At 56.3% G+C, this 26,097-nt stretch carries 19 protein-coding genes; 14 read left to right on the forward strand and 5 right to left on the reverse strand.

Annotated elements, in window-relative coordinates; all coding sequences use genetic code 11:
• Positions 1-88: 88 nt before the first annotated feature.
• Complete coding sequence (locus RDV48_03790) at positions 89-1,045, forward strand: hypothetical protein (protein MDQ7821898.1); 957 nt, start codon at positions 89-91, stop codon at positions 1,043-1,045.
• Between the two features lie 5 nt (positions 1,046-1,050).
• On the opposite strand, the gene RDV48_03795 is transcribed toward RDV48_03790, so the two are convergent.
• Complete coding sequence (locus tag RDV48_03795) at positions 1,051-1,368, reverse strand: DUF1844 domain-containing protein (GenBank protein MDQ7821899.1); 318 nt, start codon at positions 1,366-1,368, stop codon at positions 1,051-1,053.
• A gap of 228 nt (positions 1,369-1,596) precedes the next feature.
• On the opposite strand from RDV48_03795, the gene RDV48_03800 reads away from it, so the two are divergent.
• Genes RDV48_03800 through RDV48_03815 form a run of 4 tightly spaced genes read left to right on the forward strand, consistent with a single transcriptional unit; the run spans position 1,597 to position 4,896 of the window.
• Positions 1,597-1,983 (forward strand): helix-turn-helix transcriptional regulator, encoded by a 387-nt coding sequence (locus tag RDV48_03800; GenBank protein ID MDQ7821900.1) that lies wholly within the window; start codon positions 1,597-1,599, stop codon positions 1,981-1,983.
• Positions 1,984-2,033: 50 nt separating this feature from the next.
• Positions 2,034-2,936 carry a glutamate formimidoyltransferase gene (ftcD, locus tag RDV48_03805; protein ID MDQ7821901.1) on the forward strand — a complete coding sequence of 301 codons (903 nt, stop codon included), beginning with the start codon at positions 2,034-2,036 and terminating at the stop codon, positions 2,934-2,936.
• Between the two features lie 27 nt (positions 2,937-2,963).
• The gene (hutI, locus tag RDV48_03810) at positions 2,964-4,241 is read left to right on the forward strand and encodes an imidazolonepropionase (GenBank protein MDQ7821902.1); all 1,278 of its coding nucleotides are present in this window, start codon (positions 2,964-2,966) and stop codon (positions 4,239-4,241) included.
• Between the two features lie 40 nt (positions 4,242-4,281).
• Positions 4,282-4,896 (forward strand): cyclodeaminase/cyclohydrolase family protein, encoded by a 615-nt coding sequence (locus RDV48_03815; GenBank protein ID MDQ7821903.1) that lies wholly within the window; start codon positions 4,282-4,284, stop codon positions 4,894-4,896.
• A gap of 78 nt (positions 4,897-4,974) precedes the next feature.
• Here the strand turns inward: RDV48_03815 and rpsT are convergent, their stop codons facing one another.
• The gene (gene rpsT, locus RDV48_03820; protein ID MDQ7821904.1) at positions 4,975-5,250 is read right to left on the reverse strand and encodes a 30S ribosomal protein S20; all 276 of its coding nucleotides are present in this window, start codon (positions 5,248-5,250) and stop codon (positions 4,975-4,977) included.
• A gap of 222 nt (positions 5,251-5,472) precedes the next feature.
• Here rpsT and RDV48_03825 point away from each other — a divergent pair, with 222 nt between their 5' ends.
• Positions 5,473-7,341 carry a CHAT domain-containing protein gene (locus tag RDV48_03825; protein MDQ7821905.1) on the forward strand — a complete coding sequence of 623 codons (1,869 nt, stop codon included), beginning with the start codon at positions 5,473-5,475 and terminating at the stop codon, positions 7,339-7,341.
• Here RDV48_03825 and RDV48_03830 read toward each other — a convergent pair.
• Complete coding sequence (locus RDV48_03830) at positions 7,338-8,303, reverse strand: queuosine salvage family protein (GenBank protein MDQ7821906.1); 966 nt, start codon at positions 8,301-8,303, stop codon at positions 7,338-7,340. The genes RDV48_03825 and RDV48_03830 overlap by 4 nt on opposite strands.
• A gap of 8 nt (positions 8,304-8,311) precedes the next feature.
• A complete protein-coding gene (locus RDV48_03835) occupies positions 8,312-12,706 on the reverse strand; it encodes a tetratricopeptide repeat protein (GenBank protein MDQ7821907.1) in 4,395 nt (1,464 codons plus the stop codon).
• Between the two features lie 241 nt (positions 12,707-12,947).
• Between RDV48_03835 and RDV48_03840 the strand changes: the two genes are divergently transcribed.
• The 5 genes from RDV48_03840 (at position 12,948) to RDV48_03860 (ending at position 19,643) form a co-directional block, all read left to right on the forward strand.
• Positions 12,948-13,472: a GAF domain-containing protein gene (locus RDV48_03840; protein MDQ7821908.1), complete on the forward strand. Its 525-nt coding sequence runs from the start codon at positions 12,948-12,950 to the stop codon at positions 13,470-13,472.
• A 90-nt stretch (positions 13,473-13,562) separates the two neighbouring features.
• Positions 13,563-14,282 (forward strand): SDR family oxidoreductase, encoded by a 720-nt coding sequence (locus RDV48_03845; GenBank protein ID MDQ7821909.1) that lies wholly within the window; start codon positions 13,563-13,565, stop codon positions 14,280-14,282.
• Positions 14,283-14,317: 35 nt separating this feature from the next.
• Positions 14,318-16,348, forward strand: coding sequence for a S9 family peptidase (locus RDV48_03850; protein MDQ7821910.1), 2,031 nt, complete (start codon positions 14,318-14,320; stop codon positions 16,346-16,348).
• 161 nt (positions 16,349-16,509) lie between these two features.
• Positions 16,510-18,417: a clostripain-related cysteine peptidase gene (locus RDV48_03855; GenBank protein MDQ7821911.1), complete on the forward strand. Its 1,908-nt coding sequence runs from the start codon at positions 16,510-16,512 to the stop codon at positions 18,415-18,417.
• A 101-nt stretch (positions 18,418-18,518) separates the two neighbouring features.
• The gene (locus RDV48_03860) at positions 18,519-19,643 is read left to right on the forward strand and encodes a type II secretion system F family protein (protein MDQ7821912.1); all 1,125 of its coding nucleotides are present in this window, start codon (positions 18,519-18,521) and stop codon (positions 19,641-19,643) included.
• 3 nt (positions 19,644-19,646) lie between these two features.
• Here RDV48_03860 and RDV48_03865 read toward each other — a convergent pair whose 3' ends face one another.
• Positions 19,647-21,395: a GspE/PulE family protein gene (locus RDV48_03865; protein MDQ7821913.1), complete on the reverse strand. Its 1,749-nt coding sequence runs from the start codon at positions 21,393-21,395 to the stop codon at positions 19,647-19,649.
• A 183-nt stretch (positions 21,396-21,578) separates the two neighbouring features.
• On the opposite strand from RDV48_03865, the gene RDV48_03870 reads away from it, so the two are divergent.
• The 3 genes from RDV48_03870 to RDV48_03880 all read left to right on the forward strand — a co-directional run bounded on the left by RDV48_03870 (position 21,579) and on the right by RDV48_03880 (position 26,010).
• On the forward strand, positions 21,579-23,555 hold the full coding sequence (locus RDV48_03870) for a clostripain-related cysteine peptidase (GenBank protein MDQ7821914.1): 1,977 nt from the start codon (positions 21,579-21,581) through the stop codon (positions 23,553-23,555).
• An 84-nt stretch (positions 23,556-23,639) separates the two neighbouring features.
• On the forward strand, positions 23,640-25,091 hold the full coding sequence (locus tag RDV48_03875; protein MDQ7821915.1) for an arylsulfotransferase family protein: 1,452 nt from the start codon (positions 23,640-23,642) through the stop codon (positions 25,089-25,091).
• An 88-nt stretch (positions 25,092-25,179) separates the two neighbouring features.
• Complete coding sequence (locus RDV48_03880; protein ID MDQ7821916.1) at positions 25,180-26,010, forward strand: flotillin family protein; 831 nt, start codon at positions 25,180-25,182, stop codon at positions 26,008-26,010.
• Positions 26,011-26,097 lie beyond the last annotated feature (87 nt).

Consider the following 26,097-nt stretch of genomic DNA (forward strand, 5'->3'; position numbering starts at 1 on the left):
GTCTGAATTAAGTGCTATAATTTTCAGTAAGAGTAATTCTGTACCGTGGCCGCCGCCGGTGAGGCCCGGTTTTTAAGGAGGTATGGCAATGCAGTTTTGGAACTCAGTGGGTATGGGAACGCTTTCTGGTATGATGATGGGCTCGAGCCGTGGAATCGGGTCACGCGGCCATCTTGATGCCCTGGGCGCCCGTATCGGCGTAGGAAGGTTTGCCGAAGATGCCCATGGAGACTCGCCCTTTGACGGCTCTGTCCTCATGGGGAAGGCTCCCCCCTTTCCGTCAAGCTCGATGGATCGCCTCAGGTCCCTGATGTTTGCCCACATGCAGGCCAGGGAGAACGCCACTAATGAATTCGCCCAGAAGCTCAACGACATGAAAGAGAAATTCTTTGAGTCCCACTCGTATCAGACTGCACCCAATGAAGAGGGGCAGGCCAAGGTGCTTCTCAACGAGCAGGGGCAGCCTACGCTCATGGAGGGCGGAGAGGATGCGATGCAGCGCGCTTCCCGCCAGGAGTTCGAGGCGTCAACCCGCCAGGCCCTCAGCGACCTGCATACCAATGAGAAGGAGACCTTTCTGCAGGATGAGAAACAGCAGATCATGAATTTTCTGCAGAACAACAGGAATGAGCTTGGTAACCCCTCGGTGCAGAGCGAGCTTCAGAAAATGATACTCCTCACTCAGAAAAAGGCGCTGAATCTCCAGAGAACCCAGGAAGAGGAGATTTGGAAAGTCGATCTCCCCACCGATGAAATGAGAGCCCAGGCCGATGACGAGATGCAGAAGCTCCGCAAGATGGATGATGAGCACCAGAACGTCGAGGATGCATCCCGGGAAGCCCAGGAGCTTATCATGTACCAGGAAGAGGTCAACGCTTTTCTCCGCGATGAAAAGGAAAAGCTCCAGTTCCAGGAGAAGGATGAGGTCTTCCTGAAAGGCCCTGATGCCTTTCTGAAGCCGCCTCCGGCGCCGCCGCTCTCGTCGGTCCTTCCTCCCTATCTCACCGAAGCCCTTTACAACATGGGGATATATTCAATTGACTGAAGGCATTACTGGCTGCTCTGCTGAATGAAATTCATCTGCAAGGTCTGCAGAAGTGCCTGGTATTCCTTTTTCTCCTTTTCCTCCATCCATGGGCCGAGCTTTTCCGTGAGGGCTTGAGCGCAGTCGATGGCAAGCTTTGCCTGGGTGAGGTCCTTTGTTGTGGTCTTGGTAAAGGGGTTCATGTGAAGGCCCATGAATATCCATGACTGCTGGGCAAGAGAAGCGATGAGGTATCTCACAAGAGTATAGACATCTTTAGGCATCAGTTCATCGAGAGAGATGTCGCTTTCAGGAGATGGGGTGCCGCCGGGATTTTCTGCCATAGGTGGGCTCCTTTCTGGTCTTTCCCTCAGAGGGGTATGATTTTCAAAAGCCATTGATATTTCTCTCCCCGGAGCCTCAAGCCCTTTCTTGCCCCGGGAGCTCTTCCGGGAGCAGGTTCACGCTTCGGGAGTGCAGGGCTTGCGTGATGCTGACAGCTCTTTGATCAGAGGAATTGAAGGTGATGCTCTAGAATTACAGGCTTATGCAGTTATTGGGGGTGGAAGCTTATGGCATCTCTGGTAAGTGAGTTTCTCAGGAGAAAGATGGAGGAGAGAAATCTTTCTCTGGAAGGCCTTGCAAGTTCAATGGGAATATCGATTGATCTTACAAGAAAATATCTCTCGGAGTCAGGGAGGTATCTCCCCTCTGACAGGGTGGCGAAAAAGCTTGCCATGGCCCTCAAGCTCACCAGGGAAGAGGAGAGCGAGCTTCTGCGCCACCTTGAGCAGGACAGGGAGAAGGCCCTCCCTTCCGATGAGCTGCTTGCTGATGATTTCGTGAAAGGAGCCCCCTGGAAGGGCGCCGTCGGCGCTCTATGGGCGGCCCTGGTGCTCAATCTCATTCTCACGCTCGCAGCTCTGGGAATAGGCATCATGCTGCTTCTCAGGCAGTGAGAAACAGCGGGCCCTACCCGTCCGCCGGGAAGCCCGGAAGGAGGAATCGCGTGGCAGAGGCAATCGTAGAGTGCATACCAAATTTTTCCGAGGGACAGAGGGATGAGGTGATAAAGGGAATTGCAGAAAAGTTCAGCTCCGTCGCGGGGTGCAAACTGCTTGACTGCAAGCCTGACAAGGATCACAACAGGACCGTTTATACCATAATCGGGTCGGCGGCGGCGGTGAAAGAGGCAGTCCTCAATGCCATTGGATATGCCGCGGAGCATATTGACATGGAGTGCCACCGGGGAGAGCATCCCCGTATTGGAGCCTGTGATGTAGTGCCTTTTGTTCCCATTGCCCGGTGCACCATGGAGGAGTGTGTAGCCCTCTCAAAGGAGGTGGCCTCCGAGATATGGAAGCGCCATGGCATCCCGGTATATCTTTACGAGGAATCGGCGGCAAAGCCCGAGAGAAGGAACCTTGCAGACATAAGAAAAGGTGAGTATGAAGTCCTCAAGCGCGAGATTTCGCTGGAAGGCCGCAAGCCTGATGTGGGCGAAGCCAGGCTTCATCCCAAGGCAGGCGCTGCCGTGGTAGGTGCGAGGAAGGCCCTCATCGCCTATAACATCAACCTCAGCACCTCCAACATCAAGATTGCCAAGGAGATTGCAAAGAGGGTAAGGGCACGATCGGGGGGGCTTGCCTATGTGAAGGCGCTTGGAGTCATGCTCAAGGAGAGAAATATTGCCCAGGTCTCAATGAACCTCACGGACTTTTCAAAGAGCGCTGTCTACACGGTCTTTGAAATGGTCAAGAGCGAGGCGACACGGTATGGCGTCCACCCTGTGGGGAGCGAGGTCATTGGCCTTCTTCCGCTGGAAGCCCTCGTGGAGGTGGCCCGCTTCTATCTCAGGATTGAGGAGTTTCAGACCGCACAGATTCTGGAGACCCACCTGATGGACCTTTAGCAGTACCAGCCTTTCCGGGAGGTTGCGATGAAAGAGCGTGTCGATGTCATCGTGAGAGCCGGGCAGCTTGTGACCTGCAGCCCCGGGGGCGCGCCCCGCAAAGGAGCGGCAATGAGGGACGTGGCGGTCCTGGCGCCTGGCGCCCTGGCCGTCAGGGATGGGATCATAAGGGCGGTGGGGACGCCGCAGCAGATCGAATCATCCTTTGAGGTCTCCTCCGAGGGATTCATTGAAGGGGCTCTTGTCATTCCCGGCCTTGTTGATGCCCATACCCACCCCGTTTTTGCCGGAACAAGGATTGATGAGTATTTTCTCCGTGCGCAAGGGGCTACTTACCTGGAGATTCACCGCCAGGGCGGCGGGATACTGAGCACGGTCCGTGCCACCCGTGCAGCCTCTGACGAGGCTCTGCTGGAGCTTCTTCTTCCCCGGCTCGACATGATGCTCATGCATGGCACCACCACCGCTGAGGCAAAGAGCGGCTACGGCCTGTCAGCCTCCGAGGAACTGCGGGAGCTCCGCATCCTCAAGGAAGGGGCACGGCGCCATCCCCTGGAGCTGGTGAGCACATTCCTGGGAGCCCACACGGTCCCCTCGGAGTTCAGCGAAGACCGCGGGGGGTATCTTGACGAGATATGCTCCGTGATGCTCCCTGCGGTAAAACAGCAGGAACTGGCGGCCTTTGTGGATGTCTTCTGCGAGGAGGGGGCTTTCTCTCTCGAGGAGACAGAGAAGATATTCTGTGCCGCCCGGGATCTCGGCCTCGGGCTCAAGATCCACGCGGAACAGTTCTCCTCGCGGGGGAGCGCCCTTATGGCGGCACGCATGGGGGCTGTCTCATGCGATCACCTCCTCCGCCTTTCCAGCCAGGATATTGAGGCATTGAGGGGACTCTTTACGGTCCTGGTCTTCATGCCGGGGACCGAGCTTTTCCTCAACATTCACGAGTACGGCCCGGCGCGCGAGGCCATTGACAGCGGTCTGGCCGTCGCCCTGGGGACCGACTTCAACGCGGGGAGCTGCCTCTCGGAGTCAATGCCGATGGCCATGGCTCTCGCGGTGCTGCAGATGAGGCTTGCACCGGGCGAAGCCCTCATTGCCTCCACCGTCAATTCAGCCCATTCCCTCGGGAAAGGCCACCTCGTGGGGAGCCTTGAGCCCGGGAAACAGGCTGACATGGTCTTCATTGACTGCGGGGACTACCGGGAATGGCTTTATCATTTTGGCGTCACCATGGTGAGCCATGTAATGAAAAAGGGCTCCATGGTCTTTACCAGGGGAGCTGTGGCCCGCCCCGGGGTATGAAGCCCATCGGGGCTTGGAGAATTCCAGTGAAGGAGCAGCCATGTTAAAAGACAAGACCGTAAGTGAGTTTCTGAAAGCTCTTTCCTCTGCTTCGCCGGCGCCGGGCGGGGGATCGGCCAGCGCCCTCGGGGGGGCGATGGCTGTCGGACTCTTCGAGATGGCCGTGCGCATCACTTATAAAAACGTACCGGAGCTCATAGATCCCTTTCTTGCGAAGCTTGTCCCTCTCAGGGAACAGGGAGTTTCCCTGATCGACGAGGATACGGAAGCCTTCAGGATAGTCATGGAAGCCTACGGGCTTCCCAAGGACGGCGAGGAAGAGAGGAAGGCGCGGAGCGTGAAGATTCAGGCGGCTCTCAGGAGGGCCACTGAGGTTCCCCTCAGGACGGCGGAAAACAGCCTTGCCCTTATGCAGGGGGGCCAGGAGCTCATTGCGCTCTGCCGTGAAAGCTGCATGTCTGATGCAGCCGTGGGATTTTTCCTTGCCGAGGCGGCCTTCAAGGGCGCTCTTGCCAACGTGGAGCTGAACCTCTCGTCACTGAAAGACGAGGCCTACGTGGGAGAAGTGCGGGAGAGAGTCCGGGTCATGAGAAAATGGCATGAGGAACAGGCCGGGGTGGTCCATCTTCTCATCGCCCACAGGCTCGGCTATTGAGCGCCGGAAGAGAAATATCGCCACACTCCCGCGGGGCGAGGATCCAGTGCCTCGATCCGGAAAGGGCTGAGGGGATCCTCAGGGCTTGGCGGAAGTGTTGAGCTTCTTTACAAGCCTGGATTTTTTCCTGGCTGCCTTGTTCTTATGGACAATACGCTTTGAGGCGGCCTTGTCGATGGTCACAACGGCTTCCCTGGCAAGCACTTTTGCCTCTTCGTTCTTTCCCTGGGCTATAGCGGCCTCGGTCTTCTTGAAGGCGGTCTTCACCTTTGATTTGGCGGCCACATTCTTGTCATGGCGCTTCTCTGACTGCTTGATTCTCTTTTCTGATGGTGATTTCTTGGCGGCAGGCACGTGTATCCTCCTTTATCCCGTGAAACTTAGGTTCCATGCAGCTTGTAAGGCGTTTTGAAAAAAACCTGATACATTATAGCATGGTGCCCGCGAATATGCAATATGTTCCCAGGAATTGGGGAGGATTTTTCGCTTCCCCCGGTAAAGCTATTCTTTCCTGTCCTGCAGCGCGGGACCCAATGCCGCGGGATTCAGGGATTTTGAGACCAGCGAGGCGGAGAGATGAAATCCAGCGTTTTAAGACTCCTCTTACTGTATTTCATTGTTTTTCTGCTCACCGGCCCCGCCTTTTCAGGGCCGGAAGCGGAAGAGGTTTTCCTCCATGGGGCCGATCTGGCGGGAAAGGGGGCTTATTATTCAGCCTGCGACGAATTTATGAAAGCCTCCGCCCTCTATGAGGCCGCAGGAGACAGGAACGGTCAGGCACGGGCTCTCTGCGAGGCAGGAAAGGTAATGGCCTTTCTTGGTGAATCATCGAGGGCCCTCGCGCTTTATAAGGATGCAAGGGCCAGGAGTCCTCAGGGGACAATGGCGGGACTTTACATGGCGGCCCTTGAGCTTGACCTCGGGAGCTATGATGAGGCTCTGGAGACCCTGCGCTCCTGTGACAAGGAAGCCACCCTCTGCAGGAAATTCCATGAGGGCCTTCTTTATTTTGAGACCGCCAGGGCTCTTGCCGGGAAAGGGGATAATGCGGGAGGGGCCCGTTATTTTCACAGGGCTCGAGAGGCGGCCCGGACCCGTCCCTGGCCTTTCCTTGAGGGCCTCTCGCTGGCCTTTGAAGGCACCTGCCGGGGGGACCTCCTTCAGCCCGAAAGAGCCCTTCCCCTTTTCCGCGAGGCCGAGGGATATACCGCCGGCGATCCCAGCCTCAGGGCTCTTGTTGCCTGGCGTGAGGGCGCGTATTTCCAGTCCCATGGCTCCCCTGAGGGAGCAGTGCTTAATTACCGGCAGGCAGTCGCCGCCGCCGGCGAGGAGGGAGGAAGGCTCCCTTTTGATGAGGCCCTCCTTTTCCCCTCTCCCGGAAGGGATATTTTCGAGAGCCTCATCATGCTGCTCATGGACGGGGGAAGAGAGGAGGAGGCTTATTATTACTGTCTTCTCTGCAAGGAGACTGATTTTGGCCTCTTCCTTGAGAGGAGCCTTCCCGGCACGAAAAGGGCCCCGGTAGTCCCTTCGCTTCAGGAAATCCGCTTTTCCCTGGCCCCCTCGGGGGCTCTGCTGGAATTTTTCACCGGCAGGAAGAGGTCATACTGCTGGTATATAGACAGCGACACTCTCGAGGGAAGGATCCTTGATCCGGCGAAGGGGGGTGTCGCAGAAGGTGCAGTGAGCCTGATTGCCGCTGCAAAAAGCCCTCTTTTCTTTGTGCCTGATGCGGGCCTTATTTCCTTTCCCTTTACCGCGCTTGTGGATTCAAAGGGTGTGCCCTATGGGACGAAGGCGACGGTAACCATTGTGCCCTCCACGGCCGAACTTGTTTACAGGGTCCCCGGCTCCCCGGCCGGGATGACTGCCTCTCTTCTGTGTGCCCTGGGTGAGTCCCCGGCTCTTCCGCCCCTTCCCGCCTCACTGGAGGAGCTTGCGGCAGTCTCGCCGTTCTGTGCCCCGAGGATTGTCTTGAGTGCCGGGGAGATGCGCCGTGACAGGGTTATCCCCCCCTTAAAAGATTCGCGCCTCGCTTTTCTTGCTACATGGACTCTGCGAAGGAACGGTTTTCCCGGGCTGACACTCGCCGACGGCCTCCTTCTTCCCTCTGATATCCTCTCGCTTCCCTCATCCCCGCCTCTTGTGGTGCTCTCTCTCTACAGCCCTCCCGGGAGCACAAGAAATGAGGGCGATATGCTCTTTTTCGTCAGATCGTTCTGCCGGGCGGGAAGCGCTGAGGTCTTCCTTGCAAGGGAAGGTGCTTCTCCCCAGGCAAGAAAAACTTTTCTTTCAGCTCTCTTCAAGGCGCTTCGCGACGGAGCCACACCGGATGAGGCCGTGAGGATGTGGCTTGGCAGGAATCCCGAGAACCGAAAGGATCCCTCCACGTGGAGCCCCTTCGTTCTCTTTTCCGTGTCACCGAAGGCAGGTGCCCGGCTCTAGTAATAGATGGTCCGTGTCAGGTGGTAGGGGAGGCGGCTCCCCTCCTGTCCCTTTTGCCAGAGAATCCAGTCAATTTCACATGCGCTCAGGGGCCTCCCCTTCTCATTCAGGCGCTCCTTCAGGCGCTCAACGGCGGTGACCGTGGCAGCTCTTATCTCTACTTCTTCAGGAGAGCCTGCCGGGAGAAAGATACGGGTGTCCACCTTACTGGCCAGTGGTGCGGAATAGGAGAGGATCCCGAGGCTCCTCAGCACCTGGGGGATTTTATAGTCGGCAAAGGCAGTGAGGCGCTCAAGGTTGTGAAAGAAGCCCCATTCCCTGCCGGAAAAAGTTCCGGCAAGGTCGCTCACCAGAATCTGGGCCCTCTTGAAAAAATACACTTTTTCACCACGGTAAAGGGCCTCGTCGTTGAAGGAGGGAAAGTGCCGTGCAACTTCTCCCGCCAGTGCCAGAGCGTCATGACCGGCCGACTCCACCAGCGCGGCAAAAGACCCGTCAAAATGCGTGATAAGGGCGGAGCCTGCTTCCCTCAGGTTCTGGAGGCGCTCCCTGAAGAGGGGAATTTCCGCCGTGCCGCCGAGAACCTCCCTGAGTGCCTCTTCGCTGAGGGTAGAGAGAAAGAGGGGATCCCAGAGGGGGATGCCCTTCAGGAATGCGCAGGTGAGGGCAGCGGCGAGGGCCCAGTAACCGTCAAGCCATCTATCCCGCCATGGGACTTTCCAGCGCGGCGCGCCGGGGTCGGGGAAAAAGCAGAAATTAAGAGCATCGAGCACCAGCACATACATGAGAGTCTTCCCGCTGCCGTCATAAAAATGCAGTTCCCTGTCCCATGGGGGCGGAGCAGTTTTGTCAAGGGCCATCCTCTCGGCTATGCCGTCAAGGGCCTTCTCGCTGATGAAAACATGCTCGGGTCTTGCAGTGACATGGGCGCAGGATTCTGCTATTTTCAGAATTTTTTCCACGGGAGTGCCTATTCTGCCACGATGAGGCCGGCCTGCTGGATGGAAAAGTCGAACTCCATGGCGATGGTTCTGGGGCTGCCCAGGAGGCCGTTCAGGGTCATGAGGTTCCTGATATCTTCATTGCTCACCGTTTTCCCCGTGAGCCGGGCCTCTTCTTCGAGGAGCTCTATCGTCTTATCCAGGTCCTTTGCGGCCTCATCTTTCCGCTCGAGCTGTTCCAGGGAGAGGGCCCGGGCGATATAACCCGGAGTATAGTCGTGCTTGAGGCCGAGACAGCGGTTAAAGAATTTGATGGCGTTCCCGTGCTTCTCCTGACCGGCCAGGGCAAGGCCCTGGAGAAACCATGCCTTGTGGTACTTTGCATTTATCTCCGCGGCCTTTTCCCCCATGACAAAGGCTTCATCGTGGAATTTCAGGAAATACTGCGTGATCCCCCTGTCGATCCAGGCATCTATGAGGGTATAATCGCAGGCGATGCTGGTATCAAAGGCGTTGAGGCTGTCCTCGAACTTGCCTTTTCTCGCGTACCAGAGGGCCATATTGTACCAGGTAAAGGCATTCTTGCTGTCCAGCGAGAGGGCGATCTTCAAGTCAGCAATGGCGTCTTCGAAACGGCCCACCTTGCAGAGGATGATCCCCTTGTTGATGAAGGCCTCGGGAGTCTTGTAGGAGAGCTCTATGGCGCGCTCAAAGCAGGCGAGGGCTTCCTGGGGACGCCTGAGCCGGTCGAGGAGATATCCCTTGTTTATCCATCCGTTGACGTTCCGTGGCGAGACCTCATGAATGAGCTCGCAGCTTGCCAGGGCCTCTTCAGGCTCATTCTGCATGAAATGGCAGAGTGCCTTCAGCGAGAGGGCCTCTTCCTGGAGGCTGTCCAAAGCAAGAAGCCTTGTAATGGTAGTGACGGCGTCCTTGTAAGACTCCAACCGGTAAAGGAGAAGGGCAAGGTTTTTCAGGGTGCTGACCCGTGCCCCCTCGATCTCAAGGGCTTTCTCGAAGCACCATTTCGCTTCGTTGAAGCGCCTCTGGAAGCACATGACCAGGCCCTTGGCCTCCCAGGCGTTGGCTGAATCGGGGTTGGATTCCAGGACCTTGTTGTAGTATTCGAGCGCCTCGTTTCCCTGGCCGCTCTTGTAAAGGCAGAATCCCTTCTTGATGAGGGGAAGCTCATAGTCCGGCCGGTTTTTGAGGGCAAGGTCATAGCATTTCACGGCTTTTTCAAGATCATTGAGATCTTCATGGGTGATCCCCTGGTAGAAGAATATCTGTGCTTCCTGGGGCCGGTATTTTGAGGCTGTCATGAAGCACTTGAGGGCCGCCTGCCTCTCTCCCATCCTCGCGAGGGCGTCGCCCTTCTGGATAAGGCAAAAGATGTCCTTCTGGTCCTTCTTGAGGGCAGAGTCAAAAATCTTGACGGCATCTTTCAGGCGCCCCAGCAGAGCCATGAGAATGCCCCTGTACTTGAGAATCTGTGTTGTTTCCTCAAGGCCGTCAAGCCCATTGAGAAGACTGTGGGCCTTGAGCTGGATCAGGCAGGCAAGGCCAATCTCCTCCATGAGGGCAAGCTCCCTGATTTTGAGGGTCATATCTTCCGGAGCGAGGGAAATGAGGTGCTGCACGCAGGCAAGGGCTTCAGAGCGGGTTCCCGGGAGTGCGCGGAGGATCTTGAAAAGCTTCTCCCAGGTCCCGGCAACGGTGGAGCTGTAAGTGAGGGCTTTCTTGTAACACATGGCGGCGGCAGGCAGGTTCTCATGCTTTGCCAGTATTTCCGCGGCCTGCTCCCATGCCCCGCTGTCATTTCCCCTTATTCTCAGGTACCGTGCAAAATTCCTGAGGGCGTTGTCATAGTCTTCCTTCTGAAGGGCTTCAACAGCCCTGGCTCTGAGGTCCTCCGGCACCTCGCTCTCTTTTTTCTTGAACATGCCCAGAAGGCCTTTTTTCTCCTCTTCCACCTGGATGGAGAATTCGGAGGCGGTGGCGAAGAGGTCGGCCACGGCCTTTCCAAGCTGTTCCCGTTCCCGTTCAACAGCTTTGTGAAGCATGACCACGTTCTGCCTGAAAGCGCTCCGGTAATAGGCGATGAGGCGGTCGCCGGGCCTTGCGAGGAAGGCGTCTTCCATGCATTTTCCCGCTTCATCGAAATAATAGAGCTCCTGGAGTATGATCCCTTTTTTGTAAAGGGCGCCGCCATGCCGGGGAGACCTGGCAAGAATGAGCTCGTAACACCGCAGGGCCTCTTCTTTTTCTCCGAGAATGAAGAGGTTGTCGCCCTTGGCCTCAAGAGCCTCGTCGTTGGCGGCATCGAGGGCAAGGAATTTGTCAAGCGTTGCCAGGGCGTCATGGAACTTTCCCAGCAGGAACTGTGAATCGGCCTTGCCCATGGGAGCCCTCATATCGTGGGGGTCCATTTCCATGACCTTGGAGAAGCTCTCTATGGCAGCCTCGTAATCTCTCAGCTGATAAGTGATGGATGCCTTGAGAAACCAGGCATCCTTTGAGAGAGGGTTCAGCTCCAGGGCTTTGATGGTGCATTCCAGCGCCACATGGAACTCTTCGGCGGCGATATGGCAGAGACCTTTCTCGTACCAGGCGTCGCCAAGCCTGGGGTTGGACGCGAGGGCCCTGTTAAGGCACTCAAGCGCCTCCTGCTGCGAGCCTATAAGGTTGTAATAAGCCCCTTTCTTGGCCCACACCTCGGCATTTTCAGGGTCCACCTTGAGGGCGTTGTCATAGCAGAAAAGGGCTTTCTCGTAATCCCTGAGGAGGAAGAGGGAGTTTCCCCTGCTTATCCATGTGGGCGCGAGCCGGTGGTCGATGAGAAGCGACTTGTCAAAGCACTGGATGGCCTCATTGTGCAGCGAGAGCGCCGCGAGGGATTCTCCTTTTTTGGCCCACAGCGCGGCGTTTTCCGGCATCTGCTCCAGGGCGCGGTCAAAGGGCTTGAGGGCATCATTGTGGCGGCCCAGGGCCGCCAGTGAGAGGGCCTTGTTCCCCCACTCCTCAGCGGTGAGCTCCGTAGCGGCCTGCTCTGCCTCCATCTCGGTCCCCGTCACTTCCCTGAAGATGAGCTGGAGGGCCTGCTCCACCTCCCTGAAGCTTCCGTAGCGCATGGCGGGGTTTTTCTGCAGGCATCGCATCACGACAATCTCGAGATCTGCGGGCACGTCGGGGCTGATATCACCGGGCGGAGGGGCGATATAGGTGGCATGGTTTTTCATGTATTCCATCATGTCGTTGCCCGGTATGGGCTTCTGGCCGGTGAGCATCTCGTAGAGCATGATCCCGAAGGAATAGATGTCGGCCCTCGTGTCTATTTTTCCCCCGGCCTTGAAGCTTTCCGGCGCCATGTAAGCGAAGGTTCCCTGGGTCTCTTCATCGTCCGCGGCTTTGGAAGCGGCTTTCCCTTCCCCCTCTTCAGGATCCAGTATTTTTCCCAGGCCGAAATCGGTGATCTTGAGGGTGAGATCCCTGTCAATGAGGCAGTTGGCGGGCTTGATGTCCCTGTGCACTATGCCCATTTTCTCGTGGGCATAAGCCATGCCTGCGCAGAACTGTATGGCGAAGCTGAGGGCTGCCTCTACCTCAAGGGCTCCCTCCTGCAGGTAGCCTTCCAGGTCGCCCCCATCGATATATTCAAGGAAAAGGGCCGGGCATCCCTGGATGGTCTTTACGAAGTAAGCCCGCACGATGTTTTCATGCTTTTCCAGCTCAATCCATATCTGGGCCTCATGAAAAAACATCTCGTTTACCTTCTTGTCCCAGAGAAACTGTTCCTGGAACATCTTGACGGCATAAGGCTGCGAGGATTCCACGTCCTTCACGATGTAGACGACGCCCATGCCGCCCTTGAAGAGCTTGAGCACCTCGTATCGCTCTTCTATGAACTCTCCGGGCGTCCAGACCTTGAGCTTGACGGTGTCTTCCTTTTCCTCCTCCTTGAATGACTCCTCTTCCTTTTCGTGGCCCTCTACAGTTTCGCGGTATTCAAGGATTTCCCAGATGTTTTTCACCTTGGGCACGAAGGAGAAGCCTCCCTTGAGGAAGTCTCTCACCGAGATATCTTTGTAGCACGCGGCGCAATTCCTGGTAAAGAGCTCCACAAGGGCCCTGAAAGGATCGTCGGTGCTCTTGATATCGCTCGGGGGCTTTCCGGAGAAGAACTCTCTGTAGTTGAAGTGCCGTGCCGGGATAAGATGGACTGCCTGTTCGGCCTGCACGGTAAAGATAAGGAAGGGCTGATCGGTCTTCTCATCCTTTTTCTGGAGGTTGAGCATATAAAGGCTTGTTATCTTGTCCCAGGGCACCGAGAGAGAGCCATAATCATGGCGTCCCATGAATTCCTTCTCACCATAGGTGCCCGTTGAGAAACGCCTTATGTCTTTTATATCGCGCTGTAATGTCATAAGCCTTCCGGTGAATCATGCTTTGAGAATACAGGCATTGTGCCGGGATTGTCTCTCTTCTCCCCGCTTCATTGTCAATAATATTTTCTTGCTGTGAAGGCAGAAATCCTCTCATGCTCTGCAGTGCTCTCAGTAGAGGGAAGGCTATGAAAAATTCTTGGTGAAAAGAAGGGTTTCTCTTGTTGAAAGTGAATAACACACTCTAACTATAGAGAGAATGACGCTGAAAGAGGAGGATTGAATGGACGAAGAAAATCTTGATATATCGCGCATTAACCAGCTTATGGATCAGAGCACGCAGACTCTTGAGAGCCCTGATGAGATTCTTGAGGACTGTCTCAAGAACATTGTCGAGGCCATTGATGCGGAGCGGGGCTTTATCATGCTCTATGATTCAAATTTTGACGAGCTCAATGTCTTTGCCGCCTGCAACATAGACCCCGACACGCTCTTCACCACCGCTGAAGTGAGCCAGACCGTGATAAACAACGTGTACGAGGAAGAAAAGTCGGTAATGAGCTCCAATGCCCTTGATGACCCGAGGTTTTCCGAGAAGTCGAGCGTCGTGATCTCAGGCCTTCGTTCCATTGCCTGTGTTCCCATTCTCATAGAGAGCGGGCTTGTAGGCCTTATTTATGTGGACAACCGCCTGAGGATAGGCGCTTACGAGCAGAAGCACCTCCAGTTTCTGGAGACCTGCACCAGGAAGCTTGCCGAGGTGATCCTGAAAGTGTTCCCCGAAACGCAGGCCAAGCCGAGAAAATAGCGGCAGTACCCATGTCCCTTCTTAAAGAAGCTCCACAGGGTGCTTCTTTTTTTCGGGGAGGGGGCCGGGCAGCAATGGAGGGATAATGCCATGAAAGACAGGATTGTGCTTGTCACGGGAGCGAGCTCAGGAATCGGCCTTGCAGCGGCGAAGCGCTTTGCCCTTGCCGGGGCATCCCTTGTGCTTGTTGCCCGCGGGGAGGAGAGGCTCCAGCGCCTTCGGGGCACCCTCGAGAGCGGCGGGGTCAAGGTTCTTTCCTACTGCGCCGACGTGGGGAAGGAGGAGGAAGTGCGCCACGTGGTGAGCGACGTGGCAGACCGGTGGGGTGCTCCTGACGTGCTTGTGAACAATGCCGGTGTCGGATACCGCGGTGCTGCAGAAGATCTCCCGCCGGCGCGCTTTGACGAGATGCTGGCCACCAACGTGAGGGGGCCCTTCCTCTTTACCAGGCATATCCTTCCCCTTATGAAAAAGCGCGGTGCCGGCCATATCGTCTATGTTTCATCAGGCGCCGGGAAGAACGGCATCGCGGGCCTTTCAGGCTACTGCGCCTCCAAATTCGCCCTCATGGGCTTCGCCGAGTCGGTGGCCCTGGAAGCCAAGCCTTTTGACGTGAAGATCTCTGTGGTGGTGCCAGGCTCCACCAATACGGACTTTCACAGGACAATGGGTTCGGAGCCCTCTCCGGAGGCGAGGAGCTCGATGATTCAGCCGGAAGATATTGCGGAAACCATATATCATGTCGTCACTACGGCAAAGACTTTCTGGATTTACGAGGTGACCACAAGGGCTCCTCTCATGGGACGGTAAACAGCGTCCCCCATTGAGCCCCCAAGGAGGATGATATGAGGAGAGTTCTGGGAATATTGCTGTTTCTCCTGATGACGGGATTTTCCTGGGCAGGCGAGGGAAAGGTGCTCACTTTTGAGACGCTCATGCAGTTCAGGAGAATAAGCGCCCCCATAGTATCGCCTGACGGGAGCCGCCTGGTCTTCGTGGTCTCACGGGCGGACCTGGAAGCCAATCTTTTCAACAGCGACCTGTGGATTGCCGGGGCTGCCGGCGGGATGGTGAGGCAGTTTACCCAGGGCTCCGGGAAGGATGGATCACCCGCATGGTCTCCCGACGGGAAGAGAATCGTCTTCGTTTCCGACAGGGGAGGGAAGGATCAGCTCTATCTTATTGACATCGGCGGCGGCGAGGCCTGGCAGCTCACGAAGCTCAGCACCGGCGCGGCAGACCCTCTATGGTCACCTGACGGCAAATATATCCTCTTCACGTCCACGGTCTATCCCGAATGCGCCGGTGACGAGGGACAGAAAAAGAAGCTGGAGGAGGAGAAAGCCTCACGCGTCAAGGCAAAGGTTTATGAGAGCCTTCTCTACCGCCACTGGGATCATTTCCGCAATGGAAAAAGAAGCCATCTCTTCATCGTGTCCGCCGCCGGGGGGACGGAGCGCGATCTTACCGCCGGCGCTGACTCTGATGTGCCGCCTCTTGCCCTTGGCGGCAGGCGTGATTTCTGCTTCTCTCCCGACTCAAGGGAGATATGCTACACGGCGAATACCGACAAGATGCTTACCCTCAGCACCAACAATGATCTCTTCGTGATCCCTGCAGCAGGAGGCAAGGCCAAAAGGATTACCGCCAACGCAGCCAACGACAACCAGCCCCTCTATTCACCTGATGGTGCCTTTATCGCTTACAGGGCGCAGATGAAGGCGGGCTACGAATCGGACCGTTACCGCCTCATGCTTTATGAAAGGGGCACAGGGACAGTGCGGAACCTCACGGAGCCCTTGGACCGCTCCGTCGATGAGGTCATCTGGGCTCCGGACAGCAGGGGCCTTTACTTCACCGCCATGGATGAGGGATACTCTTCACTGTACAGGGTTTCCACGAAAGGAAACGATGCGCAGAAGCTTCTGGGAGGCTCTTACAATCACTCTTTTTCCCTCTCACCGGACGGGAAGCGTTTTTACTTTCTCAGGGAAAGCTCGGCGCGGCCTGCAGAGATATTCACGGCTCCATCACGCGGTGGCGAGGCAAGGGAACTCACCTTTCTCAACCAGGGTCTTGTCTCCAGGCTCGCCATGAGAGCGGCCGAAGAATTTTCCTATCCTGGCGCAGGAGGCGCCAGGGTCCACGGCTTTCTTATCAAGCCGCCCGGTTTTGACGCCGGGAAGAAATACCCCCTGGTGCTCCTGATCCACGGGGGCCCCCAGCAGATGTGGGGCGATACCTTCGGGGCAAGCTGGAACCCCCAGGTCTTTGCAGCGTGCGGCTTTGTCGTGGCCAAGATCAACCCGAGAGGGAGCGAGGGCTACGGGCAGCAGTTCTGCGACGAGATCAACAGGGACTGGGGCGGGAAGCCCTATGAAGATCTTATGTCGGGCGTGGACTTTCTCGTATCCCGCTATCCCTTCATAGACCAGAGCCGCCTGGGCGCTGCAGGAGCATCTTACGGCGGCTATATGGTGAACTGGATCGCCGGGCACACCACCCGCTTCAAGTGCCTCATATCCATAGCCGGGTGCTATAACCTTACGGGCAAATACGGCGCCACCGATGAGCTCTGGTTTCCCGAGTGGGAGTTCGGAGGGCCTCCCTGGAGTTCAGACGGCCAGTACGAGAAATGGTCCCCCAGTTCTTTTGCCGCGTCGATAAAGACGCCCACGCTTGTGATCCATGGGCAGCAGGACTTTCGGGTGCCCGTCACCGAGGGCATGGCCATGTTCACCACGCTCCAGAGGCAGGGGATCCCTTCGCAGTTTCTCTATTTCCCCGACGAGGGACACTGGATTTCAAAGCCCCTGAACCTTGAGCTCTACCTCGCCACGATAAGGAAGTGGCTCGAGCACTGGCTCGGGAAATAGCCGCGCCTTCCTGAAGGAACCCTCCCTTTTCTGTTGAATATAAGCATGTTTTTTTATCGTTTCATTTACCCGCGGGGGGTGGTGCTTTTCACCAGGTAATGCCGCGAGACTTTTCCCCGGGCTCTGCCCCGGGTGACGTAAAACTTTAAGGGAGGTATGGAATGAAGAAGAGGACTTTACTCTGGGGAGGAATGCTGCTGGTGCTGGCCCTCACGGTATGCCTGCTTGCAGGGCCCATGGGGTGCGGCGGATACGGAGGCGATTCAAGCGGCGGATCAGGCAACAAGTACGGCTGGAATAAATCAACGGGCACGGTGGGCGGCTACTGCTACTCGCCTTCTGCAACAGGCCGCGGTGACATCGTGGTGGCAAAGCAGATCACAAATCTCCCTCCCGGATACGTGGCAAAATCGGGCATCAAGGTGAGGGGTACCAACACCAATGCCGAGGCGGTCTCTGATTCCGAAGGGTACTTTGAGCTCCAGGACGTGACCGTGGGATATGCCTGCACGCTCTCTTTTTACGAGAACGACGTGCTTATGAGCACCCTCACCGTTGACAATGTGGAGCCCGACTCTGAAGGTGTTACCCTGGCGACTTCGCAGGGCTATGAGGCGTGTCTCATACCGCCGGCAAAGAAGCCCTGGACCTATATCTGCTATATCGCCGCGGACAACAGCCTGGGTGCAGCGCAATCAGGCTATCCTCCCTATGCGGAAAATGTCATCGACCAGATGGAGGTGGTAGGCTCCAGCACTGCGGTGAATGTAGTGGCATTCCTGGACGAGCCGAGCCAGAATTCCAAGATTTATTACGTGATCAAAGATCCCAATTACAAAGTGCTCTACTCGCCTTACCAGGATCTGGGATCCAATGTAGATTCCGGGGATTACAAGACCTTTGTGCAGTTTGTGCAGAGCGCGATGACCCTTTACCCTGCCGACCATTATGTAGTGGATATATGGAACCATGGGAGCGGCCCTGCTTACGGGAAGGGGAAGAGACAATTCATCATTGAAAGCGGCTCCCGTGACATCTGTTTTGACGACGTGACCAGCAATCAGATTACCCTTCCCCAGCTGAAGACCGCTCTTGCCTCCATCAAGAGCTCGAGCGGCAAGAACGTGGAAATTCTTGTCATGAGCCTCTGTCTCGCGGGAGGATATGAAACCGTCTATGAGATGATGGGCTCCGTGGATTACTGCATCGCCTCTCCGCCCTCCATATGGGGGCTGTATACTTTCGACGCGGCAAGCATCCCCTTCCAGCCCTATGACACTTTCCTTAACAGGATAACGAACAATTACACGGCATCGGTGAAAGACATGGCCATAGGGCTTGCCCAGGACTCTTTCAACCAGCATGTCTCGAGAATGCCGCCGGGAGAAGAGGTTAACCAAGGCACTTACAAGACCTATGTGGAGCACTGCATAATCTGCCTTGATATCAACAAGATGTCTGTCATCTCGTCGCTCTTCTCCACCTTTGCCCTTGAATGCTACAATGCCATGATGAATACGACGCAGCCCAAGTATCTCGGCAAGCTCCGCGAGATAAGCACCAATGTGCCCCGGTACTGTCTTGACGACCCGGAGCAGAACTTCTATGCCTACCTGAATGACCTTGAAGCCTTCGCCTACCTCATCAGCGTGACATCGACAGGCGATCTTCCCTCATCGCTCCAGACCGCCGCCTCGAATCTCATGACTGCCATCGGCTACGGGACGGCAACAAATGAGCTATTCCTTTACAGGAACGCATCGAGCGGCTATACGCCCTATTGGATACAGTGCGGCATGCTGAGCGTGCTCATCCCTTACAACGGCAACTTCACTATTCCCTCGAATTACAAAACCTGCGATTCCTCCAAGGACACCAAGTGGGGCGATTTCGCCACGGGCCTCTGGCCCCAGTCCTCGCCGAGCGTCCAGCCCTCAGGCTCGCCTTCGATGGCATTCAGCGAGTCCCTGCAGAGCCCAAAGGGCCAGGCCCACCTTGCATGGGGGCTCCTGCTCATAGCGGCTCTCGCTGGAGTCGTGGTGATAAGGGACAGGAAGAACCTGGGCTAGCACCGGCAGATCAGGTGCGGTAAACGTCAGCTCACAGGGTCCCCGGGAAATCCCGGGGACCTTTTTCATGGCCCATCGCCTGTCCGGAAAGAGGAATTGCCATGGGGGAAGAGAAAAGGATCTCTCCCGGAGGGACTCCCATGGTGAGCTTCAAGGCCCTTGCAAGGCTTGTGAAAGGGAATCATGTCAACAAGCAGGTGCTGGTGCAGTTTTACTCCCAGCTCTCTACTCTTATCTCGGCGGGATTCAGCATCGTGAAAGCCCTCCGCGTCTGCCGCCAGCAGAGCTCCGACGAGGCCCTCGACAGGATCCTTTCGAGCGTTGAAGCGGATCTCGAGGGAGGCTCGACGCTCACCGCGGCCTTTGAAAAGTTCCCCACCCTCTTTACGCCCTTTCACATAGGGATGATAAGGACTGCCGAGATGAGCGGCACGCTCCCCGATATCCTGAAGAGCCTGGCGCTCTATGAGGAGAAGGAGATGAAGCTCATTCAGAGCATAAAGGCTGCCCTTTCCTACCCGATCTTCGTCACCATCACGGCTTTCTTTATCGTGATCCTCCTCACGCGGTATCTCACCCCTCTTCTTGATTCCATAAGCTCCATCCTCGGGAGCGAAAAAATCCCCCTCATCACGAAGGGGCTTATATTCGTAGGGCGCTGCACCACTGACATCCGCTATATCCTTGGCGTGATAATCATATTCCTTGTCATCGTCTATGCCATCGGAACACTTAGGACCATCAGGAAGGTGCAGTACTTCTGGGGGCGCTTGAAGCTCCGGATACCTTCCTTCGGGAAGCTCTACAAGAAGGTTATCCTCATAAGGATGTGCCGCGTGCTTTCCACGCTGCTTGCCGCCGGCGTACCCTCGGTGCTGGCCCTCAGGCTGGTCGATGAGGTGGCAGAGAATGTCTATTTCAGCGAGGCCATCATGAAGAAGATAATATGGGGCGTTGACGAAGGGAAGAACTTCTCCCAGGCCTTCGGGGAGTCGCAGTTCTTCCCCAAGGTCCTTGTGAACATGCTGGTCGTGGGCGAGCAGACAGGAAAGCTGCCCCTCACCATCGACAAGCTTGCCGACCTCATCGAGATTGATGTGACCCTTTTCCTTGCAAATATCGCGAGCATTCTGGAGCCTGTCCTGATCGTGATCCTTGGCGGTGTGACCTTTACCATCCTGCTTGCGGCCTTCATGCCCATCTACGCCATCATGAGCAGCTTCTGAAGGCTAGGCGGACTGCTGGGCCAGGGTGACGCGCCATATCTCCTCTTCCGACGTGACGCCGCGGGCAACCTTGAGGAGGGCAGCCTCGATGAGGCTCTTCATCCCCTGCGAGGCGGCCACCTGGGTCACATCGAAAAGTGAGGCATCCTGGAGGATCAGCTCCTTGATCTCGTAGCTCATGATAAGGAGCTCAAAGAGACCCACCCTTCCCGAGTAGCCTGTATTGCTGCACTTGGGGCATCCCTTCCCTTTCCTTATGTCGGCGGGGTCGTAGGTGATGGCGTACTTCTCAAAGGCATTGTAGAGGCGCGTGGAATAGGTGAAGTGCTCGCTGCATTGGGGGCAGTTCTGGCGAACAAGGCGCTGGGCCAGCGTGGCAAGGCATGTGGAGGTGATAAGGCGTGGGTCCACGCTCAGGTCCTTAAGGCGGGTGATGGTCGTCACCGCGTCGTTGGCATGGATTGACGAGAGGACCAGGTGGCCCGTCAGGGAGGCCTCCACCGCCATGGAGGCCGTGGCCTCGTCGCGGATTTCCCCCACCATGATGATGTCGGGATCGTGGCGGAGGAAGACTCTCAGGGCCTCGTCAAAGGTGAAGTTCTTGGCGGCATTGGTCTGTGCCTGCACGGCGCCTTCGATGGAATACTCAATGGGGTCCTCGATGGTGAGGGTCTTGCGCTGGGGGTTGTTGATGATCTGCATCACGCTGTAAAGGGTGGTGGTTTTTCCGCTCCCCGTGGGGCCCGACACAAGGATGATCCCGTAGGGGCTCTCGATGACCTTCGCAAAGCGATCAAGGTCCTTGTGCTCGAAGCCGAGCCTGTCCAGCGAGAATGACCCGATCTCCCGGTAATGGATCCTCACTACGACGCTTTCGCCGTGCATCGACGGGATGATGGAGATGCGCAGGTCAAGGTCCCTGTCGGGGATATAGATCCTGCCGTCCTGGGGCTTTTCACGCTCATCCAGGCGCATGTCCTTTCCCGATGCCCCCGAGCGGTTCTTGATGATATTGACGATGGCATGGAGGAGCTGCTTGGTGCGCCCCTCCCTGTCGAGGATCACATCTATCTCCCGGTCTTCCTGGAGAATGCCGTCTATGCGGTACCGCACCCTCATCCCTGTCTTGCTGGGCTCAATATGGATGTCACTGGCAGAGAGCTCGAGCCCTTTCCTGAAAATGGCGTCCACAATGGGACGGAAGGTCATGAGGGCCTCATTCCCCGCGTCTTCAAAGATGCGGGGGCCTTTGATACGGTCCGCAGGCTCCGGTTCCTTCGTCTGTTCCTCGGGCTTCTCCTCGGTGAAGAAGAGCTCCAGGTCCTGGGCAAGGCAGAGATAGCGGGCTTTAATCTGGCACCCAGTCATATCCTCTATGCTGTGGATGGTCATATCGTCAACGGGATTCACCATGGCGATGGCAATGGTGTTTTCCCGTTTCTGGAGACAGATGGCGCCGAGCTTTTTCACGTATTCCCTCGGGATGAAGTCGGTGGCTTCCTTTTCAAAGTCCTGCCGGTTCTTCACTATGTCGATGGCTTTGAAGCGCTTTCCGAACTCCTCTTCCCTGGCCTTGAGAATGACCTCCCTGTCGAGGTACTCCAGCAGGACTTTTTCCAGGGGGAGCCCCCCTTCCTCCATCTTCTTCCTTATGGACACCGCCTCGGCGTTGCTCAGGATCTCGCGGCGCATCAGGATGAGGATGAGGGGGGGAAACTCATATTCAGGCTTGGAGCCGATTTTTTTCATCATGGCGTGATCCTCCCGTACACATACTATTCTATGGCTCCGGGGTTATTCCTCGAGCCTGCCGCAAAGGAGGCGAAAAAGTTACAAATTGTTAATCTCAAGAGGGGATCGGGGCGGGTCTTCGCTGTGGTATAATTAAACTGCAGTGTTTATAGCCATATACAGAGCATATTGGGAGAGGAGCGCATGATGGACCACACGATATCACCTGTCACCCCGAACCTTGCTCACCAGGCAGGACTCCCCCCCGCGGCCCTTCAAGGCAGTGAAGAAGCGCCTTCCCCGCAGGACGCTTATGAGCCGGGAGCACCGCCGCAGAAGCCCCCCCATGGCTCTCCCGGGGCTCCTGAAGGCAAGGAGAAGGAATATGTCTTTCTCACGTACCTCGACGGGAGCAACAATCTTGAAGAGTATATCCTTGACGACCTCAAGGAGATGGAGAGCGTCCCCGCCTCGGAGCACTACTCGGTGGCTGCCCAGTTTTCCCGTTACCACACCTCGACGCTCACGGCGGCCTTTCTTGGCGAGGCTCTTTCCCAGGGATTCAGGAGCAGTGAATTCAGGGAGAACCTCCAGGAGATTGTCGGCGATCCCTCCCTTATTGAAAAATACGGCGAGCTCCTTAAGGACAGCTCGATGTGCCAGCGGATAGCCACGGTCCTTCTCAGGAAAAACCCGGCCCTCCAGGATCGGCTTGACCGCATCGCGGAAAGGAGCGTCCGTGAGGCTGCCGCCGAGCAGAAGCCCCTCAAGGAGGTCATTGCGGAGACCACCAGCGAGATGCTGGGGCAGATCGCCACGCAGGAAAAGGACCGCAGGAACGCGCAGGCCCTCGCGGGACAGGGATCGATCTCGACGATGAGCCAGGGCGGAATGGATCTCCCCTCCCTCCTCGGTGACGTGCTGGCGGCTACAGGCGATCTGATCAAGAAGACAGGGGGAGCAGGCCCTCAGGGGATAGAGCTTTTCTCATCAGCAGGCGCCCGCCAGGCGCCCTCTGATCCCGGCAGGGGTTCCCTTCTCTTCCTTGAGCCCATGGCAGGCGAGGGAAAACTGAACCACGGAAACTACGGCTCTGTGGCGGGAATGGTTGATTACACCGAGGTGAACAATGAGCCGCTCTGGCGCGGAGCGCGGCGTTACGAAGTGTCCCATGACGAAGATCCCTCGAGGATCAACTCGAAGCAGGTAGGCAACATGGGCTTCAGGGACATGTCCAAGGCCGATACGCTTGCGGATTTCATCATCTGGGGCATGAAGAAATACCCTGCAAAGCATTATGTAGTGCTCATGAGCGACCATGGCGGAGGCTTTCTCGGCGCCGAGGAGGACCGCGGGAGCATGATGAGCCTCCCCGACATAAGGAAGGCCTTTGACAAGGTAAAGGAAAAGACGGGAAAGACTCCCGACATCATAGCCTTCGACTGCTGCCTCATGGCCCAGGCGGAGGTGGCCTACGAGCTCAAGGACTCGGCGAAGTACCTCGTGGCCTCCGAAGAGGTCATAGGGGGCAACGGCTATCCCTACAAGACCATTCTGCCGAAGGTGGACAAGGCCCTCTCGGAAGGCGTGACCGATCCCGGTGATATCGCCAGAGTCTTCGTCGAAGAGGCCAAAACGGTGAACCAGCGCTCCACCTTTACCCTCTCGGTGATCGATCTCGCCGCAATGGAGCAGGTGGCAAAAGCCGCCGATCAGCTGGCAGGCCATATCCTTGAAGGGAAGGCTGATCTTGATGCCGTGAGGGCGTCGCTCAGGGAGACGCAGCACTACAGCGTGAGGTCACCGTCCAACCCCTATGACGACTTCAGGGACATGGTGGACATGGTGGACAAGCTGGAGCATAACCAGGCCATCACCGACGCGGACGTGAGAGCCGATCTGAAGAACCTCCGCGAGGCCGTGGAAAAAGCTGTCGTTGCCGAGCAGCACCAGGCGGACGAGGACTTTGAGGGCTCCCACGGGATGACGGTATACGCCCCCCGCCGGCAGAAGGATGTAAGCCTCGGGCTCATGAAAGAGTACGAGAAGACGAAAATGGCGGAGCACAGCCGTTGGGATGAGCTTCTCAAGAAGCTCACCAATTATGACGAGCTTGAGAAGAAAGCCCGCGGCGAAAGCGGCGCAAAGCTTACCATCATAGAGCTTCCTCAGAGGGGATAAAGAGAATCCTTTTTTTACAGAAGAGGGTTTTCAGGGGTAAGATTGAAATATGCAGGATAATCATTCCTATTTCAATTTACCCTTATGAACACATCACTTTTCCAGGAGAAATACATCAGGGTAATCTTCTGGATTTTTGTTGTCTTTTGCGGCGCGGCAGGGCTGTTTTTCCTCTTCGGCGGGGATTTGCAGGACCTTGACTTCTCGATCAATCTGGGCCAGAGGCCCTCTCCACCCGACGCCACGGTGGCGCTGAGCACGCCCTCATTGCAGCCTTCAGACCCTCCCCCTCCCACGGCAGCACCGGCAGCGACAAAGGCGCCCCGGCCGTCAAAATCACCGCAGGCTCACAAGTCACCTCAAGCCGTGAAGACTCCCCGGGCATCCAAGGGACCTCCCCCCCTCAAGACGCCTTCCACCGATCAGCAGGCCCAGGAGAAGCGCCTGCTGACCCTTCCCTACGCAGTGAGGGTCCCTGTCATGAAGCGCGATGCCAACAAGATGGGAGTAGTGACCCACCTCAAGGGAAAATGCCAGGAAGGCCTCAACCTATACTCTTCCAAGACGAACGGCGAGGCGTATCTTGTGGATATGGACGGGAACTATCTCCACAAGTGGGGAAGCGGCTCCTTTAACGAGTGGGAGAACGTGGAGGTGGAGCCCGACGGTGACCTGTATTTTCTTGAAGTGGGAATCATGCTGGGGAAAATGGACTGGGACTCCCGCATGCTCTGGACGAGCGACCTGCAATATCATCACTGGCTCTCAGTGGCAAAGAACGGTGATATTTACTCAATTGCCTGGAGTCCCTCCGAGGTAGAGTACAAGGGGGTAATGGTGCCGATTCTCAATGATAACATCGTGATCCTCTCCCCCGGGGGAAAGGTGAAAAAGATCATTTCTCTCTATGACTCCCTGGGAGCCCTTATCCCTGAGCGTGAGTTTGAACTCATACTTCAGATGAACGCTCCCGCCATCCCCAGCAGCCCTGCCGACGTCTTTCACTCCAACTTTGTCCAGAAGATCGAGCGCACCATCCCCGGGCTCTGCAAGGCCGGGGACATACTTATAAGCTCGCGGCAGTTAAATAATGTCGCCATTCTTGATCCTCAGAAAAACAGGCTGAAATGGAGATGGGGTGAAAAGGAAGTGCTCAATGTGCACTCCCCTTTCCTTACGGAAGACAACCACCTCCTTCTTTTTGACAATGGAGACAGGGACCGCCAGTACAGCAGGATCCTGGAAATCGATCCCCTCAGCAGGAAAATAGTCTATGAATACAAGAGTGCCGATCCCGAAGAATTTTTTTCAACGGCAGGCGGCGCAGTCCAGAAGCTCGGCAATGGCAACCTTCTTATTACAGAGACCAACAGGGGCAAGGTTTTTGAGATTACCCCCCGGAAGAAAATCGTGTGGGAGTTTTTCAACCCCGACATAGAAGGGGGCAGGCGGTCAACCCTCTTCCGCATGACAAGGCTTTCCCCGGAGCTCTCAAAAAAGCTCATGGAGAAAGTAAAGAGTAGCGGTGGCACCTAAGATACCTCAATGCGGCAGCGGCATGATGCCTTAAAGGAGTATCCTTTCTTTGAGAGAATCTAATCATGATTCAATTAAGGAGGGATCGGTGCTTACAAAGCTCCTCATAGTCGGCGCCCTTGTCATCGTGTGTGCCATTATAGCTCTCTGTTACAGGAAGATAGGGCCCGGAGAGACTCTCGTGGTCTATGGCCTCGGCTCCTTGATGAAGATAGTCTCCGGCCCCCGGGGGCTTTTTGTCCTCCCCCTCTTTCAGAAGGGCCTGATCCTCTCACGGGAGATTTTTACCGTCAAGTTCGAAGCCTCCGAGGTCTTTGTGAAGAGCGGAGTCAATGTGACTGTCTCGGGCACGGCAAGGGTAAGGCTCCGCGACGACGAGGAGTCTCTGAGAAAAGCGGCCCGGAACCTCCTTTCCGCCAATTTCAGGGACAAGCTTCTCCTTGTCAACTCCATCATAGATGAAGCTTCCAGGAGAGCCTTCAAGGATCTTGAACCGATGAGGCTTATTGAAGATGTCAACGGCTGCGCCGCCCAGGTGAAGGACCGCGCCACCTCCGAGCTTGAAAGGCTGGGATATGAGCTCCAGTCTCTCACGATTTCAGATGTCAAGGACAGGATGGGATACCTTTCGACGCTCTCACGGCGCATCACCGCCGAGGAGAAGGCCCGCCTCGCCATAGAGGAGGCCTATATCACCCGCGAGGGCAGGGCCATCTCCATGCTCATCAAGCGCGATGCCCAGATGAAGAGCATAGGCCTGAGCATTGAAGAAAGCAAGGAAAAGAAGCTTGACATGGACAAAGTCCGCCAGAATACCGAGGAATATTTCCGCATCATGAAAGAGAGGCTCAAGAAGGGGATCAAGGATGCCTCGGATCATCTCTACACCCCGGAGAAGCACGAAGAAAAGGAATCTTGAGAGAGAATCGGGGATGCCCCTGATCTGGTCTGCACCCCGGAGAAGCACGAAGAAAAGGAATCTTGAGAGAGAATCGGGGATGCCCCT

This window comes from Candidatus Eremiobacterota bacterium, assembly GCA_031082125.1.
In the GTDB taxonomy this organism is placed as follows: Bacteria; Vulcanimicrobiota; CADAWZ01; order CADAWZ01; family Ess09-12; genus Ess09-12.

What these genes read in the sequence shown, in the direction of transcription:
- RDV48_03790 (MDQ7821898.1), top strand. Translation starts at nt 89, where the DNA reads ATGCAGTTTTGGAACTCAGTGGGTATGGGAACGCTTTCTGGTATGATG.
- RDV48_03795 (MDQ7821899.1), bottom strand. Translation starts at nt 1,368, where the DNA reads ATGGCAGAAAATCCCGGCGGCACCCCATCTCCTGAAAGCGACATCTCT.
- RDV48_03800 (MDQ7821900.1), top strand. Translation starts at nt 1,597, where the DNA reads ATGGCATCTCTGGTAAGTGAGTTTCTCAGGAGAAAGATGGAGGAGAGA.
- hutI (MDQ7821902.1), top strand. Translation starts at nt 2,964, where the DNA reads ATGAAAGAGCGTGTCGATGTCATCGTGAGAGCCGGGCAGCTTGTGACC.
- RDV48_03815 (MDQ7821903.1), top strand. Translation starts at nt 4,282, where the DNA reads ATGTTAAAAGACAAGACCGTAAGTGAGTTTCTGAAAGCTCTTTCCTCT.
- RDV48_03825 (MDQ7821905.1), top strand. Translation starts at nt 5,473, where the DNA reads ATGAAATCCAGCGTTTTAAGACTCCTCTTACTGTATTTCATTGTTTTT.
- RDV48_03835 (MDQ7821907.1), bottom strand. Translation starts at nt 12,706, where the DNA reads ATGACATTACAGCGCGATATAAAAGACATAAGGCGTTTCTCAACGGGC.
- RDV48_03840 (MDQ7821908.1), top strand. Translation starts at nt 12,948, where the DNA reads ATGGACGAAGAAAATCTTGATATATCGCGCATTAACCAGCTTATGGAT.
- RDV48_03845 (MDQ7821909.1), top strand. Translation starts at nt 13,563, where the DNA reads ATGAAAGACAGGATTGTGCTTGTCACGGGAGCGAGCTCAGGAATCGGC.
- RDV48_03850 (MDQ7821910.1), top strand. Translation starts at nt 14,318, where the DNA reads ATGAGGAGAGTTCTGGGAATATTGCTGTTTCTCCTGATGACGGGATTT.
- RDV48_03855 (MDQ7821911.1), top strand. Translation starts at nt 16,510, where the DNA reads ATGAAGAAGAGGACTTTACTCTGGGGAGGAATGCTGCTGGTGCTGGCC.
- RDV48_03860 (MDQ7821912.1), top strand. Translation starts at nt 18,519, where the DNA reads ATGGGGGAAGAGAAAAGGATCTCTCCCGGAGGGACTCCCATGGTGAGC.
- RDV48_03865 (MDQ7821913.1), bottom strand. Translation starts at nt 21,395, where the DNA reads ATGATGAAAAAAATCGGCTCCAAGCCTGAATATGAGTTTCCCCCCCTC.
- RDV48_03870 (MDQ7821914.1), top strand. Translation starts at nt 21,579, where the DNA reads ATGATGGACCACACGATATCACCTGTCACCCCGAACCTTGCTCACCAG.
- RDV48_03875 (MDQ7821915.1), top strand. Translation starts at nt 23,640, where the DNA reads ATGAACACATCACTTTTCCAGGAGAAATACATCAGGGTAATCTTCTGG.